The sequence below is a fragment of the Pseudomonadota bacterium genome, assembly GCA_030775045.1.
Lineage (GTDB): Bacteria > Pseudomonadota > Alphaproteobacteria > JALYJY01 > JALYJY01 > JALYJY01.
Genome location: JALYJY010000007.1, coordinates 1 through 15,847, shown reverse-complemented (window position 1 = coordinate 15,847; position 15,847 = coordinate 1). Strand labels below are relative to the sequence as shown.

Here is a 15,847-nt window from a genome sequence, read left to right as displayed (position 1 = left end):
CATCAGCCTGAAGTTCCCTGGTTTTGCGGCTGTGGCCGCGGGCCTTGCGGAGCGGAAGGGTTGTTCCGGACATTCGGTCGAAGCCTTTCCGCGCCCTCCCGGGTTGTCTCATAGACTGCCTGTGTTATGGCATCGGGCTGAACGGGCGAGTCAAAGGCGGGCCTTATCCCGGCTCTCATCAGCCCCAGACACACGTTCTGCTCCGCAGCCTTATCGGCGCAGCTGAAGCTGATCCGCCCGTTCACATCCGTCATATGCTTCATGACAGTGGCCAGTGCCTTCATCTGCTCCGGGTCCGGGTTGCCTTTGACAAAAGCCTGGCCGTCCCTGTAGGTCACACTGACCGACGGCGTTCCAGGCAGTGTTACGGAAATGCCGTTCGGAGTTGTTACATATTCAGCTCCATAATCCGGCCTGAAAGCGTTTTTCAGATCGAAAACAATGGCAGACTGCAGGGCATGGTAATCCAGGATCCTGCCTGTTACGGGATCCTTATACTGTTGAACGTACGGTACAGGCGCCTGGGTCGTCGTCGCTGTGGTATCCGGAGCATTCTGCGCTCCGGCTGCCGGCTTCTTTTTCCCCGGATTCAGGACCTCGTTGTGTGCGTCCTGGACTTTCCTGGCTCTTCCCGGATCTTCAGCGACCCAGGCTGCGTATGCTCTCTGGACCTCGATCGAGGGTTTGTGGGGACCCTCAGGATGAACCGGTGTTTTCGGGTTTTTCATGAATTCCAGCCACAGCGCGTCCCCTGTTGCCTGGGTCTGGCTTGTTATTTTCACGGCATGGCCGGGCTGAAGTATGGAAGCCTGCATGTCCACAACGGCCTTTACATGCTGCGGGTCATCCAGACGTCCCGAGAACTGGATGCCGTTCTCGGTGCAGTGCAGCTGGGTGGGCTGTGTCCCCGGATCGTTTTTCGTCGCAGGACGGCCGGGCAGGGTGATAAAAACCCCAACCAGGGTGTTTTCAAATTTGACCTTGCCGAGATATTTCCTGGCATTCTCCTCACCCATGGACGCCCTCATGGATTCTGTCAGGGCCGTCGTCAGCGTCCGCTGCAGGTGGGCATAATCCCTGGCGCCCGGATCAGCCTGCTGGTCATTCGCCGGCCGGGAAGAAGCATGGCCTTGCCCGACGCCGTCCCATCCCCTGGCGGCCTCGGCTGCAGGACGGGGAGTTCTCTTGCGGGTTTCATGGGCATTATATTTTCCTTCTGCCTCATAATCATCCCATGACCCCCTTTCGTTCCAGCCCTGATCTTCCTTCCAGCGGGCGCCTGTTTCCGGATTGACCTCCCCATGCCGCCGCTCCACTTTTCCCATGGGCCTGCGGACCTCGGCGGATTGTGCTTCCCGCCTTTTTCTGGTCCTTTCCTCTTCTTCAGGCGTCACCTGGGCATCGACGGTTGTCTCGTCAACGGGCTCATCCCCGGGAGACTTTTTTTGGGCCTCCCTCTTGCTATACTCCCATGCCTCATTGGCGTCGATAATCCGGGGTCCCTGCTTCGCCCGGGGGGTTTCTGCCGCAGCCAGGCGGGGCTCTTCAGTAACGCGGGGCTCCGGTTCCGGCTTCGGCGCTCCCGCCGCAGCCTTTACAGCATCTTCCAGTCCGGAAGGCAGCATGAGAGGAGCCGGATCCCGGGAATATATGGAAGGTGTCTTTCCGGAAGGCCAGAGTTTTTTATCAGCTTCCAGTTCTTCCTTTTCTCTTTTCGCATCTGTCCTGGTAATAACTCCTCTCCAGAAATCCTTGATTGCTTCATCCTGTTCTGCCCGGGTGCCCTTGTTGTTATTGAGCATATCCACAAGTTCATCGGGTTCCGGTGTTTTTTCCCCTGCCGGTTTTGCAGGTTCAGGATCCTGTTTCTGTGCAGAAGGAGCGGGCTCAACGACAACATCCTCCTGAGGTTTCCGCCATGGTGTTTTTTCCCAGCGTTTCTTTTCCCTTTCGGCTTTTGCCTTGCTGGCCGCTTCCTCAACCTTTTCGGCCTTGAGTCTCTCTCCCGCTATATATTCATCAGCGCGCCTTACCCTTTCACGGGCAGCACGGTTGTCCAGCTCCTTCTGGACGCGCTCGTGTGATTCCCTCCTGGCTGCATGCTCCATGTCCCCTGTCCATTCCAGTCCACGGCGCCGGCCGAGTTCCCTGAACACCTGGACACCGGCCTCATACGCAGTCCGCGCCTTCTCCCGGTCCTCACGGGACAGATCAGAAAACCTGCCATACTGCATGTCAACCATGGGTTCCTCCACTCACCTTCTGCAGCCTATAGAAGCATAGCAATTCCTAATACTTTCCTAAAAAGGTTCCCACCCCTGAAATCCAAGTTTTTCCAGGGGCCGGAAGCGGCTTTTGTAGTCCATGCCCGGGGAACCGTCGACCTGATACCCCAGATAAACACAAGGCAGGTTTTCCGCCCGGGCCTTCAGGACCAGCGACAGAATCAGGAAGGTCCCCGGGCTGCGGCGCGCCAGGTCCGGATCGAAAAAGCTGTAGACGGCTGAAAATCCGTCCTGCAGGCAATCGAAAACCATGACGCCCCGCAGGATGCCTTCTGCATCCCGGGCTTCCAGGATCCGGGTCCGGACGGGACCCGGGGTGAGCATCTGGTCATAGTCTGTCCGGGTCATGCCGGCCATGCCGCTGTCCCTGTGGCGGGCTGCCTGATAGCGGATGAACAGGGCGTACTGTTCGTCCGTCGGGACGGGCGGGTTGTCCAGAACCTGCAGGGACGCATTGCGCTTCAGGACCCGCCGCCACGACCGGCCCGCCACAAAACCGTCTACCGGAATGCGCACGGGGATACAGGCGCTGCAGGCCGGGCAGACAGGTCGGTACATCATGTGGTGGCTGCGCCGGAAGCCCGCCCGGGACAGGGTATCGAACATGTTCCTGGCCGTCTCCGGCACAAGGAATGTCACCAGACGGCGTTCCTCCCGGTCCGGCAGATAGGGGCAGACCATGGGGCCGGAGCGCCAGAACTGCGGTTTTTGCGGAGCCTCAGCGGTCATGGGACTTTCCACAGGCCTTGCAACAGGTCTATTGTTGCGCCAGTTCGCCTGGAATACAATAAGGGTCCATGTCCTCCGCCGATTCCCTGCATACTGCCGACCCGTCAGACCCGCTGTCCTTCCGCAGGGTCATGGGCTGTTTCGCCACAGGGGTAGCCGTGGTCTCGACCCTGTCACCGGAAGGACTGCCAGCAGGCATTACCATCAATTCCTTTACGTCGGTGTCCCTGGATCCGCCCCTGGTCCTGTTCTGCCTGGACCGCACCACCCGGCTTCTGGACAGTTTCAGCCGGTGCAGGGCTTTTGCCATTACCTTCCTGCGGGAGTCACAGCAGGATCTGTCTACACATTTTGCCCGGCCGGACCCTCCCTGGACCGGGATCCGCTACCGGACTACCCCGCTGGGAAGCCCTGTCCCGGAAGGTGGACTGGCCCACATGGAATGCACCCCCCATGCCGTATATGACGGCGGCGACCATATTATCCTGACAGGGCGGGTCACCAGCCTTGCCCACAGCGATGCAGGAAAGCCGCTGCTGTATTTTCGCAGCCGGTATTGCGCGGTCAGCGGAAACTGAACACAGCCCCCCGCAGAACCCGCTGCGGCGGCCAACTGCTGCGTCACTGCGGTGCTCAGGTCCTCACGTACATCAATGTACGCTCCGGCCTTGCGCTCCTCGTTCCTGGCATTCGTCTCACCGCAGCGGGTTCTATGGAGAATCCACCTTTGCCGGGATATCCATAAAGAAGATATTGCGCAGGAACCCCGGCGCCAGGGCCGACAGCGGGTTGACGGAAACATCCGGATCATCCAGAGGCCCCTGGATGGTATAGGTGGCGGCAAAAAGGCCCTGTCCCTCACCGCCTGTCAGAAGGGTTCCCAGAATGGGAATAGCCCCCAGAAACTGGTTGATTCCATAGACAGGAACAATAGTCCCCTGAAGGTCTATCATCTCTGCATCAAGATCCACCCGGCCGTCAAAGGTCAGGCCGATGGCGCTGCCGGCGGCCTTTCCGGACGCCAGCGTAATGCCGGTGTCATCCCAGCGGAAATCTGACGCAAGACGATCGAAACGGAGTGTCCCGCCCCCTGACAGAAGTTCGCCCAGACCCCGGAAGGACAAGGCATTCAGAAGCCTTGCCAGGCCGGGAGCATCCCGCACGTCAAAACCGGTGATCTCCACGCTGCCCCGGACTGTATCGGTGACATCCCCGGGCCGGCTGCGGCCGGTGACCGACATGACCCCGCCCGAGATGCTGTCCGAAACTCCCGCAACGGCCAGGACTGTTCCGGCGTCCGAGGTTTCCACCTCCAGCTCCTGCACATCGCCCCGGGGTTCATAGCGGACAATCAGGGGCTTCCTGTCCCCGGTCCAGGCGTTCAGCTCCATGGTCTGCCACCCATTGCCGTTCCGGGATCCGGAACCGCTGATCTGGGTCATCCGGCGCCCCTTGCCAAGGGTAATCTCGTCCAGGGACAAAGTCACATCGAGAGGGATAGAAGGCGTTTCCTCATCCCCGTCTTTTTCTTCCGGTGTACTTTTCCGGTCTTCCATGAACGGGCCCAGGTTCAGGCGGCTTCCCGTGGCCTTTACAGAAAATCCGTCCTGGCCTTTCCGGTCCATGCGAAAGGACATGGCCGTGCCCGGTCCCCGGATGTCGCCCAGGACCAGCCTGCCCAGCCGTCCGCTGTCATCAAATTCCGCTGAACCCCGGGCCCGGATTCCGGCCAGCGTGATGTCAATGTCGCGGACTGATGACAGGCCTTTGCTGTGGAATACAAGGCCCGCTGTGGCCTTTGCACCGGCACCGCCCCGGCCGGAAAAACCCAGGAAGGGGATCCGCACCGGCGTATCCTCCAGATCCGCCCGGATGTCCATGACAGCGGGCGAGGTCCTGTCCTTTTTCCGGTACTCGGCCCTGACCGGAACCGTTCCGGCAATATACGGCATGAAATCCACGCCCAGGTTTTTCCTGTCCCGTTCGGAAAGCCGGGCCGAGGCTTTCAGGGCCGTCTGCCAGGGAGCTCCGTCCCGGAAATCCTCGGTCCATTCTGCCTGGAGCGGAACGCCGGCCAAGGCCGCGGTTCCGGAAACCGTCATGCGGGTGGCGTCCACCGCCAGGTCCATCCGGGCCCCTGTCAGGTCCCATCCGTTTACCGCCTTCGCCAGACTTCCATTGCGGACATCCGCCGTCACCTTTATCCCCACCTGGTCCATGTCCAGATCGGCCAGCAGCGGAAAGGAAAACGTGGTGACAATATCCGCCGTTCCGCCTGCCGCGGCGGGAGAAATCCCGAATTTCGTGGCGTATCCCAGAGGCTCGAAATCCAGGATGCGCAGCGCTTCCCCCAGCGGACCGCGGGCCGGAGCCTCAATCCTGATATCCTGGTCTTTTGCGTCCAGCCCCGTAATCCTGATGGATGAAGGGCCAATCCTCATCCCTTCCAGACGACCCCCGGCCACAGTGACCCTGAATGTGGAGGCATCAAACTGTGCCGTTCCGGACAGGTCCGCAGCGGGGGGAAGTTTTCCGAAATAGCGCGCAGTCACATCCGAAAAGCGGATTTCCCCGGTCAGGGAGTTAAGGGTTGTGGCCGCCATGTCTGCAGGAGCAAAGCTGATCTTCGCCGCCGCCCAGGCTTTCTGGACCTCCCCGGCCACAAGATTTTCCACCACCCACCGGCGGGGATTGGGCGCCACATCCACCGGCCAGACAGAATCCAGGTTTTTTACAGGCAGTCCTGTGAGGGATACATCCAGACCTGCGCGCCAGGCTGTCCCTGTCCGGGTGGCTTCCCCCCGGACCTGGAGGGCAGAGGATCCCATGTCCAGCAGGAACCTGTCGATGGAAACCTCTCCGGCCTGGGCGGCCCTGACTTCCAGCAGGGCGTACTCCACAGGGACAGGGGCTGCTTCCCTGTGGGCCTGCAGGATGCCGTTTCGTCCATCCACCTGCAGGGTCGCACTGTCCAGGGTCATCTGGGGTGACAGGGTCAGGGTCAGGGAACCATCCAGAGGCATGTTCAGGGTCTGCAGGGGAGCCATGCTGTCCGAAAGCCGGCCCAGGCTGGCAGCATTCAGGCCCCGGAAACGGGCCGTGACCGCGACGACCCCGGTGTCCGGCTCCTGGACAAAGGACGCGTTGAGAAGGGTATCCTGACCCGGAAGCCTCAGGCGCACCCGGCCCCGGCCCTTCAGGCCTTTTTCTGTCCGGTCGATCCACAGGCTGACCTCGTCCGTTTTCCAGGTCAGGCCCAGCGCGCGGTCATCAACAACAACCGTGGCCCGCGTGACCCGGACCTCTTTCAGCATATGGACAGGGGCCGATGCATTCCGCTCCGGCGACAGGAAATTCAGAAGAACCTCCATGGCAGCCCGGCCCTCGGGGGCCGCAGCATTCTCGCCGGATGGCAGATCGAGGCGGAACTGTCCTTCTTCCGTGCGCACAAGGGCAAGGCGGGGGCCGATCAGGTTGATGGATTGGGGCACATACTGACCCTGCATCAGGGCCGGGACTGAAAACCGGATCCCCAGGGCCGGGATCGTGGCCAGGACAGAACCGTCCGGCTTCCGGGTCCGGAAATCCTGGACGCGGACTTCCAGGGAACGGCTGACCTCATCCCAGGCCAGGAATGTTTTTCCGAATTCCATCCGGAAGGGGGCGTCCGGCCGGTTGAGGGCCTGCTCCATCGGGGTCGCCAGGAATTCCATGGAAATAGGCCCTTGGGACAGCCTGCCAGCCAGCAGGGCCACAAGAATCCCCAGAACGGTAAATGCCCCCGCGGTCATGCGCAGAAAAAGGCGGCTGGTGCGTATCATCTTCCGTCCTGCCCCCTGCGTCCAGGATTGACCTTTTCTGTCACAGGGCTATCCTTTTCTGCGTTTGTCGAAAGGGAGAAAAGATCATGTCTGTGGATGTGGGTAGTGCGGCACCGGATTTCACCCTTCCTGCCGATGACGGGACCACCATATCACTGTCTTCCCTGAAGGGAAACGCGGTTGTCCTGTACTTCTATCCGAAGGATGACACGCCCGGCTGCACGGCCGAAGCCTGCGCCTTTCGCGACAGCTTTCCGGATTTCTCCGGCGCGGATGCAAAAATCCTGGGCATCTCGAAAGACAGTCCCGCATCCCACAAAAAATTCAGGGAGAAGTATGGCCTGAATTTTCCCCTGCTGTCCGATGAAAAATCAGATGCGTGCGAACGCTATGGCGCCTGGAAGGAAAAAAGCATGTACGGCAAAAAGTACATGGGCATCGACCGCTCCACCTTCCTGATCGACAGGACCGGAAAGATCCACCGCGTGTGGAAAAATGTGAAGGTCGATGATCACGCCGCCGAGGTGCTGGAGGCTGTCAGAGGGCTGAAAAGGCTTTGAAAATCCTCATCCTGAGTCTCATGGTGAGCCTGTCGAACCATGGCGAAGGATCAAGGATTTTCCTGAAACCCATACTTTTGCAAAGGTCCCGCCGGGAGAGGGAAGCGCGCAATGGGGTGAGGGATCAGCACATCAGCCGGAAATGATAAGGAATGTTTACGGATTCGCAATGTTAACCGCTGCACTCCTGCCGGAAGGGTGCAATTAAAGGCCCGAAAAACCCCAGAAACCAGACAGACACAGGATTTCGATGGTGGGATTATGGTGCAGTTAATGTGCAATTACAGTGCAGTTATGGTGGGATTGGAGTGCAGTTACCGTGCAGTCAGTGCTGTTTTATAAACCCGTGAATCCTGTGGATAACCTTCACTTCCGGATTAACCGGAATTTTTCATACACGCTCCCTTTCGGAGTGGGCACAGGTTTTCCCGCCGTGGACAGTTTCTGTCCACATCCTCCGGAAAATTCATTCTCCGGATTTTATCCACATACAATCCTGTGAGCCCTGTACCATGGCTTCCGGCTGTTTTATGGTTCCAGGCGTTTTCTTTTCCACAGGGTATCCGGCTTCTGGACAGTTCTGTGGAAAAAATGTGGACAAAGGACAATCACCGTTATCCACAGGACAAACTGCATACTACAATCAGGTTATATCTATGTCTTCTGTTATAAGGGACTGACCGGATGAAACCCCTTCTGTCTGTTCTGGGTGGTGAAACCCTTTCTGTTCCTCCTGTCTGGCTGATGCGCCAGGCAGGACGGTATCTTCCCGAATACCGGAAGATCCGTGCCAGGGCAGGCGGATTTCTGAACCTGTGCTTCAATCCGCAGATGGCGGCCGAGGTGACCCTTCAGCCCGTCCGGCGGTTCGGGCTGGATGCGGCCATCCTGTTTTCGGATATCCTGGTGGTTCCGTACGCGCTGGGGCAGGACCTGAAATTCGAGGAAGGCGAGGGACCGAGGCTCGATCCGGTCCGCTCTGTCCGGGCTCTGGACAGGTTATCCCTGGACAGGATTCAGGACAAGCTGTCGCCAGTGTATGAGACAGTCCGTCTGGTGAAAACCGGACTGTCGCAGGACGCAGCCCTGATCGGTTTTGCCGGGGCGCCGTGGACCGTAGCGACCTATATGGTGGAGGGACAGGGCAGCCGGGACTTTGCGGAGGCCAAAGGCTGGGCCTGGCGGGATCCGGCAGGGTTCAGCCGTCTGCTGGACCTTCTGGTGCAGGCTACGGCGGACTATCTGTGCGCCCAGGTGGACGCGGGCGCTGAAGTCCTCCAGATTTTCGATACCTGGGCTGGCGCGCTGCCCGAAGACCTGTTCGACCGGTGCGTGATTGAACCAACCCGGGCCCTTGTGCAGAAGGTCCGTCAGCGTCATCCCCACATTCCTGTGATCGGCTTTCCCAAAGGCGCGGGAGTCCAGGCCATGCGGTATGCGGAGCAGACCGGTGTGACGGCTCTGGGTCTGGATCCGGCTGTCCCCCTGTCCTGGGCCCGGGATACCCTGCAGAAGCGCTGGCCGGTCCAGGGCAATCTGGATCCGGTCCTGTTGCTGACCGGGGGCGAGGCCATGGACAGGGGTGTGGACCACATCCTGGACACGCTGGGCCACGGCCCCTTTGTGTTCAATCTGGGTCACGGGATCCTGCCCCCCACACCGCCAGAGCATGTGGAGCGTCTGGTCAGGCGGGTCCGGGCAAGAGCAGGAAGCTCATGACCAGAACAGCCGTGGTTCTTTTCAATCTGGGGGGACCAGATCGTCCGGAATCCGTCCGCCCTTTCCTGTTCAACCTGTTCCATGATCCGTTCATCCTGCGCGTTCCGGGACTGCTGCGCCTGTTCTTGGCCTGGCTGATTTCCCGCCGCAGAACACCGGAAGCCCTGAAAATCTACGCCCGGCTGGGGGGGAAATCTCCTCTTCTGGAAAACACGCAGGCCCAGGCAAGGGTGCTGGAACAGGTTCTTAACGACAGGGAAAAGACCGCCCGGGTGTTCATCGCCATGCGCTACTGGCATCCCCTGACCGATGAGACAGTCCGGGCCGTACAGGATTTCGGACCGGACCGGATTGTCCTGCTGCCCCTGTATCCCCAGTGGTCCACCACCACCACGGCATCGTCTTTCCGCATATGGAAAGAAGCTGCACGAAAAGCCGGACTGTCAGCCCGGACCACGCTGGTGTGCTGCTGGCCCATGGACCAGGGGTTTGTCAGCGCCAATGCGGATCTGGTGCGTACGGCCCTGGAGAAGACCGGAAAACGGTCCCGTGTGCTGTTCTCGGCCCACGGCCTGCCGGAAAAAGTGGTGCGCGACGGGGATCCCTACCAGTGGCAATGTGAACAGACGACCCGGACCATTGTGGACAGGCTCGGAATTCCGGACCTGGATTATGTGTCCTGCTACCAGAGCCGCGTGGGGCCGCTGAAGTGGATTGGCCCTTCCACGGAAGACGAAATCCGGCGGGCGGGACGGGACAGGGTGCCCGTCGTCGTCTGTCCTCTGTCCTTTGTGTCAGAGCATTCGGAAACCTTGGTAGAAATCGGCGAGGATTTCCGCCGCCTGGCTGCAGACTGCGGCGTTCCTGCGTTCGAGGCTGTCCCCGCCGCGGGCACACACCCTGATTTCATCCGGGGTCTTGCCGACCTCGTGGAAAAGGCGGCTGGAAGCGGGCAGGACATCCTTTCTCCCCGGGGGGATGAGCGCCTCTGCCCGGCGGAATACTGTGGCTGTGTATGGGGCAGGAGATGACCGGATCCTTCTGGTTCGTGCGGCACGGGGAAAGCGAGGCCAACAGGGACGGGATCCGCTCTGGCCAGATGGATACGCCGCTGACAGACTTGGGCCGGAGACAGGCTCTGGATCTTGTTCCTGCCCTTGCGCCTCTCGACCCGGCGCCGCAGCGACTGGTTACCAGTACCCTCTCCCGCGCCCGGGAGACGGCACAGATTATCAACCGGCATCTGGACCTGCCGGTTTCAGAAGAAGCCGGCCTGTGCGAACAGCATTACGGGGAATGCCAGGGGCAGAAAATCAAGACTGTAATTGCCCGTCACGGTCCGGACTGGGTCCTGCAGCCACCAGGCGGCGAGACATTTGAGGATTTCGGCCTGCGGATTGTCAGAACGCTGGAGACCATTCTTTTTGCTGATGCCGCGTTACCCCTGATTGTGGGGCACGGCGGCATGATCAATGTCCTGCGGCACCGCTTTGGCCTACCCTATGAGAAGGTGACAAACTGCGCCGTGTTTTTCTTCAAGGCACAGGAAACAGGCGACGCCATTTCCTGGAAAATCAGGGAGCAGCATCCGGATCAGAGCGTTATTGATCCAGGCGGTCCGGTTTAAACCCTCCCTGTACACCGGCGTCGAGCCATCTGAAGTTTTTCCGCCATTCCGGAATATTGCTGCAAACATCATGAACTGCCGTGACGAACCCCTTGATTTCAAGAGCCCTTTCCATGGAATCCAGACGGCTTTCCACGTCGCTGGCGGACTCTCCTGCGGGAGGGGCAGTGGCTGTTCCCACAAGGGTGACGTATTCTGTGGTCATGGTACCGTTCAGTTCAGGCAGAACACCATGACAGCGCTGCAGAGCGCCGCTGTAATCAGTCCCCGAATTTCCACAGACCCTTGTGATGCCCCCTTCATAGCCTGTCTCGGCTGCAAAGAGGGCTCTTTCATTGAAATTTTTCCATAAGGACTGTGAGGAGTCTGCCTGAAACACATACCCGATCCTTCCTGCTGACAGGTTTTTTATAGCCCCTGCACAGGGATTTTCCTGATGAGAGGAGCGGGATGACGGACGGGAACCTGCGCAGGATACAGCCGACAGTGCGGCCAGAAGCAGGGAAATTCTCGAAGTGGTGTTCATTTTTTCATCCTCTACTTGATGTTTTCTGCGTCTCAACGGGCACAGGTTCTCCCAACCAGAGGGCACAGAGAATGTTTATATAAAACATAAAATTTTATCAACACATCTCCTGTGCCGGTGCATATCCTTTGACAGAACCTGGAAGCCATGCTCGATTTTCCTGGTTTCGGAAAAGGATGGGAATTATGGATCTGTATTCCTGGATCAGGGCCCTGCATGTCATTGCTGTCATATCCTGGATGGCGGGCCTTCTGTATCTGCCACGGCTTTTTGTCTATCATGCTGGCGCAAGGCCGGGGGGAGAGGCTGCAGAAGCCTTCGGGATCATGGAACGCCGCTTGCTGCGGATTATCATGAATCCGGCCATGATCGTCACCTGGATCCTGGGCCTGTCCATGATCCTGCTCCAGCCGGAGTGGCTGCACCAGGGGTGGTTTCATGCCAAACTGTTTCTGGTGGTCGTGATGAGTGCCCTGCATATGGCTTTTGCTTCCTGGCGACGGGCTTTTGCCGAAAACCGGAATATCCACAGCGTGCGTTTCTACAGGATTGTCAATGAAGTTCCGGCAGTCCTGATGGTCCTGATCGTTTTCCTGGTTGTCCTGAAGCCTTTCTGAAAGGCCTTGACCAGGCATAGGACACGCCCTATGCCTGGACGTGGTGTTTCCGTGGCAGCTGTCCGGGAACCTTTTCTGAACCGAAAAAAGGGGGAGCAATGTTTTACGGTCTTGTCCTTATCGTGGTGGGCCTTCTGGCCTCATATCCATACATCGTGTCGAAACGCCCGGATGCGGCAGCCATTCTTGACAAGATTACACCCTGGCAGGGCTGGATCGGTGTTGTTGTCGCCGTATGGGGTGTGTTCAGCCTTGTTTCTGTCGTTCTGAGCATCGGCCTCCTGTCCGTAGTGCCCGTCTGGTGGCTCCTGCTGCTGGGTATGGCCCTTCTGGAACTGGCTCTCGGGTTCCTGCTGGGATACAACCTGATCGTCCAGTACGTCCTGTCGAAAAACGCGGAAGCGGCCAGAAAAGGTGCCGCAATCCGGGAAAAACTGATCGCCTGGCAGACTCCCCTGGGGCTTGCAGCTGTGGTTCTTGGTGTGCTGGGCGTTATTTTCCCGCTGGTCCTTATGTAATGAGGCGGAAAAAGGGACCATATGTGAGGGTGCAACCGTCCGGATCCGGTTTCCGGACTGTTGCACAATAGACACACACTGGTCGTTTCAGAACCCTGCCCCTGTTGTTTTTCTTGCGCATGATTTCCGTCTGGTGTTTTGTGTGCAGCGAACGTGGTCCGGGTCTTCTTGCCGGGCCGTATCAAACTGGAGAGATAAAACCGATGAAAAAAGTTCTTCTTGCAACAACGGCCATCTTTGGCGCCGCCCTGTTCTCACAGGCAGCGCTGGCCAACAACATCCAGGTCACCACAGGCGGTCACCTGGAGTTCACAGCCGGTGTCTTTGACGCTGACACAACCGATTCTTCTGACCGTGATTTCCAGACGGAAGCCCAGATCTTCGTCCGTGCGGATGCCAAGGCTGACAACGGCCTGGAATACGGCGCCCATATCGAGTTCGAAAACGAAGAAGACACTGTCGGCGCTGGTGGTGGCGATATGATCGCCCTCCACAAGGGCTATCTCTGGCTGGCCGGCAGCTGGGGCAAAGTGGAAATGGGCGATGAAAGAGGCCCCTCCCACAAGCTGGCCGTTGGCGCTCCGACAGTCCAGGGTTATGGGCAGATCGACTGGATGAAAGACGATGGCGCCAGCTATATCGACTACCTGTTCGCCGGTACGGTTGGTGTACATGCAGTTGATAACGTCAATGCAACCAAAATTGCATACTACACGCCGAACTTCTCCGGCTTCCAGGCTGGTATCGCCTATACGCCCGAACTGGATGAAGGCCAGAACGTTGTTACATCCGAAACAACCACAGCGACCAATTTCTATGAAGACTGGATCGAAGTTGCTGCCAACTACACCTACGACTTCGGTAACTGGGGCCTGAAGATCGGCGGCTCTGTTGCTACGGCTGATGCCAAGGACGGCTCTGGAATCGAAGACTTCACAGCCTGGGGCCTGGGTGCACAGGTCAGCTTGGGTGGCTTCACAGTCGGCGGCGGTTATGTTGACAACGACGAGTTCAACGTAGCAGACGGTGCCGATGATGACGCCAACGGCTGGAACCTGGGTCTGACCTACGAAACCGGTCCTCTGGCCGTCGGCGTCAGCTGGCTGTCTGCGGATGAAGGCGCCAACATCTTTGGCGACACCATGGAGGACTATGATGCCTTCGGCGCCGGCATGACCTATGCCGTTGCTCCCGGTCTGGTTGCCCAGGCAGATCTGATGTTCGTCAATGCCGATGACGTGACCCGTGCCGGCGCTGGGACAACAGATGACGAAGACGGTTGGGTATTCATGCTGGGTACCCGCATGACCTTCTGATCTGTGGCTGTCACCTGACAGCTGTAGAACAAGGAACGGGCGATCTTCGGATCGCCCGTTTTCTTTTATGGCTATGGACAGGAGAAGACTGGAACGAAAAATGCCGACGGGCTATGGTATGGAAGTTTTCACTATGGATCTGGTATTCATGATATGAAAAACCCCCTGTCTGCCAGCCTTCTGGCCGCATTGCTTCTTCTGTCTGCAGCCTGTGGTTTCCAGCCTCTGTATGGCAGCCGGTTGCAAGGAGGCGGCCCGGCTGTGGAAGACGCCCTGAAAACAGTAGAGATTGCGCAGATTCCTGATCGGCAGGGCCAGAAGCTGAGAAATTTTCTTGTTGATCACATGCACGGCAGTGGTACCGCCGGTTCACGCTGGCGCCTGACGGTTTCCCTGACCGCAACAACAGCCAGTCAGGGGATCCGCAAGGATGACACAGCCACCCGGGCCCAGCTGCGGATGATTGCAGCATACCAGCTGACAGATAACACTACGGGTGTGATTGTGGATTCCGGAACCAGCCGTTCCCTTGTCAACTACAATATCCTGGAGTCCCAGTACGGGACACTGGTCAATGACAGGGATGCAGAAGACCGCGCCCTGCGGGATGTGGGCCAGGATATTGTTAACCGTCTGGCGCTTTATTTTTCCGGAAAGAGCAGCGGGCAGAAAATCACTATGTGACCGGGCGGGTGCTTTGGTATGGTGAGGCACATCCTGTGCTGGAGGTAGTTACGTGAAAGCGTTGAGGCCCCTGAAAATTGGGGGGCGCTATGTTCTGCCGCTGGTGGAAGGCGGCAAGGGAATTGCGGTATCCAACGGCGAAAGCTCCGGCGCCTGGGCGGCAGCCGGCGGCATTGGCACATTTTCCGGCGTCAATGCGGACAGCTATGACAGCCAGGGTCGTCTGATCCCCCAGGAATATCACGGCAAGACCCGCCGCGAGCGGCATGAGGAACTGGTGGCCCATTCCATCCGGGGCGGGATCCATCAGGCCAGGATTGCCCATGAGCGTTCAAACGGGCAGGGCCGGATCCATATGAACGTACTGTGGGAAATGGCTGCAGCAGAACGAATCCTCCACGGTGTTCTGGAGGGGGCCAGGGGTCTGGTCAATGGTGTGACCTGTGGCGCCGGCATGCCCTACAGGATTGCGGAAATCTGCGCCCATTACGGTGTCCATTACTATCCCATTGTCTCATCCGCGCGGGCTTTCAGGGCCCTGTGGCTGCGGGCCTACCATAAATTCGCGGACCTGCTGGGCGGGGTTGTGTATGAGGATCCCTGGCGGGCCGGCGGGCACAATGGTCTGTCCAACAGCGAGGATCCCCTGAAACCCGAGGATCCGTTTCCCCGTGTCCTGGCGCTGCGCCAGATGATGAACAGCTTTGGCCTGCATGAAACGCCCATCATTATGGCCGGCGGTGTCTGGTATCTGCGCGACTGGGCCGACTGGATCGACAATCCGGACCTGGGGCCGATGGCCTTCCAGTTCGGGACCCGGCCGCTCCTGACCCAGGAAAGTCCCATCTCCGATGCCTGGAAGAAAAAACTGGTGACCCTGAAGGAAGGGGATGTTTTCCTGAACCGCTTTTCCCCCACCGGCTTCTATTCATCAGCCGTCAACAACCCCTTTATCCAGGAACTGCGGGAGCGCTCGGAACGTCAGGTAGCCTATTCCCTGCATCCTGTGGGAGAGCATACCGAGGAATTTCCCGTGGGCCCACGGGGACGGCCTGTGTGGCTGACCGCCAGTGACGCTGTCCATGCCCGCACGTGGCTAGCTGCCGGTTTTACCGAGGCCCTGCGCACGCCGGACAATACCCTCATTTTCGTCCGTCCGGAAAAAGCCGGGGAGATCCACACAGACCAGGTCGACTGTATGGGATGCCTGTCCCAGTGCCTGTTCTCCAACTGGGCCCAGAACGAGGAGGGCACAACAGGCCGCAAAGCCGATCCCCGGTCCTTCTGTATCCAGAAAACCCTGCAGGCCATCAGCCATTCCGACCAGGTGGACAACCAGCTGATGTTTGCTGGCCACAATGCCTATAAATTCGCCTCTGACCCGTTCTATGCCAACGGCTTCATCCCGACAGTAAAACAGCTGGTGGAAAGGATCAGCACGGGGG

14 protein-coding genes are annotated in these 15,847 nt (G+C 58.9%); 10 read left to right on the top strand and 4 right to left on the bottom strand.

Going from position 1 to position 15,847, the window contains the following annotated elements:
- Positions 1-2: 2 nt before the first annotated feature.
- The gene (locus tag M3O22_01200) at positions 3-2,243 is read right to left on the bottom strand and encodes a hypothetical protein (GenBank protein MDP9195379.1); all 2,241 of its coding nucleotides are present in this window, start codon (positions 2,241-2,243) and stop codon (positions 3-5) included.
- 57 nt (positions 2,244-2,300) lie between these two features.
- The gene (locus tag M3O22_01195) at positions 2,301-3,014 is read right to left on the bottom strand and encodes an arginyltransferase (protein ID MDP9195378.1); all 714 of its coding nucleotides are present in this window, start codon (positions 3,012-3,014) and stop codon (positions 2,301-2,303) included.
- A 68-nt stretch (positions 3,015-3,082) separates the two neighbouring features.
- Between M3O22_01195 and M3O22_01190 the strand changes: the two genes are divergently transcribed.
- Positions 3,083-3,592: a flavin reductase family protein gene (locus M3O22_01190; protein MDP9195377.1), complete on the top strand. Its 510-nt coding sequence runs from the start codon at positions 3,083-3,085 to the stop codon at positions 3,590-3,592.
- A 132-nt stretch (positions 3,593-3,724) separates the two neighbouring features.
- Here M3O22_01190 and M3O22_01185 read toward each other — a convergent pair whose 3' ends face one another.
- Positions 3,725-6,835 (bottom strand): DUF3971 domain-containing protein, encoded by a 3,111-nt coding sequence (locus M3O22_01185; protein MDP9195376.1) that lies wholly within the window; start codon positions 6,833-6,835, stop codon positions 3,725-3,727.
- A gap of 86 nt (positions 6,836-6,921) precedes the next feature.
- Between M3O22_01185 and bcp the strand changes: the two genes are divergently transcribed.
- From bcp to M3O22_01165, 4 genes are all read left to right on the top strand, one after another.
- Positions 6,922-7,395 carry a thioredoxin-dependent thiol peroxidase gene (bcp, locus tag M3O22_01180; GenBank protein MDP9195375.1) on the top strand — a complete coding sequence of 158 codons (474 nt, stop codon included), beginning with the start codon at positions 6,922-6,924 and terminating at the stop codon, positions 7,393-7,395.
- 684 nt (positions 7,396-8,079) lie between these two features.
- Positions 8,080-9,114, top strand: a complete 1,035-nt coding sequence (hemE, locus tag M3O22_01175; protein ID MDP9195374.1) for a uroporphyrinogen decarboxylase — start codon at positions 8,080-8,082, stop codon at positions 9,112-9,114.
- On the top strand, positions 9,111-10,145 hold the full coding sequence (gene hemH, locus M3O22_01170; protein MDP9195373.1) for a ferrochelatase: 1,035 nt from the start codon (positions 9,111-9,113) through the stop codon (positions 10,143-10,145). The genes hemE and hemH overlap by 4 nt, the downstream gene beginning before the upstream one ends.
- Entirely contained in the window at positions 10,142-10,741 is a 600-nt protein-coding gene (locus tag M3O22_01165; protein ID MDP9195372.1) for a histidine phosphatase family protein, read from the top strand. Before hemH ends, M3O22_01165 begins: the two co-directional genes overlap by 4 nt.
- Here the strand turns inward: M3O22_01165 and M3O22_01160 are convergent.
- Complete coding sequence (locus M3O22_01160; protein ID MDP9195371.1) at positions 10,716-10,946, bottom strand: hypothetical protein; 231 nt, start codon at positions 10,944-10,946, stop codon at positions 10,716-10,718. The genes M3O22_01165 and M3O22_01160 overlap by 26 nt on opposite strands.
- 506 nt (positions 10,947-11,452) lie before the next feature.
- Between M3O22_01160 and hemJ the strand changes: the two genes are divergently transcribed.
- The 5 genes from hemJ to M3O22_01135 all read left to right on the top strand — a co-directional run.
- Positions 11,453-11,884: a protoporphyrinogen oxidase HemJ gene (hemJ, locus tag M3O22_01155; GenBank protein ID MDP9195370.1), complete on the top strand. Its 432-nt coding sequence runs from the start codon at positions 11,453-11,455 to the stop codon at positions 11,882-11,884.
- Positions 11,885-11,982: 98 nt separating this feature from the next.
- Positions 11,983-12,402, top strand: coding sequence for a hypothetical protein (locus M3O22_01150; GenBank protein MDP9195369.1), 420 nt, complete (start codon positions 11,983-11,985; stop codon positions 12,400-12,402).
- A 203-nt stretch (positions 12,403-12,605) separates the two neighbouring features.
- Complete coding sequence (locus tag M3O22_01145) at positions 12,606-13,718, top strand: porin (GenBank protein ID MDP9195368.1); 1,113 nt, start codon at positions 12,606-12,608, stop codon at positions 13,716-13,718.
- A 153-nt stretch (positions 13,719-13,871) separates the two neighbouring features.
- On the top strand, positions 13,872-14,402 hold the full coding sequence (gene lptE / locus M3O22_01140) for an LPS assembly lipoprotein LptE (protein MDP9195367.1): 531 nt from the start codon (positions 13,872-13,874) through the stop codon (positions 14,400-14,402).
- A 52-nt stretch (positions 14,403-14,454) separates the two neighbouring features.
- The coding region (locus tag M3O22_01135) for a nitronate monooxygenase (GenBank protein ID MDP9195366.1) at positions 14,455-15,847 on the top strand (1,393 nt) is incomplete at its 3' end.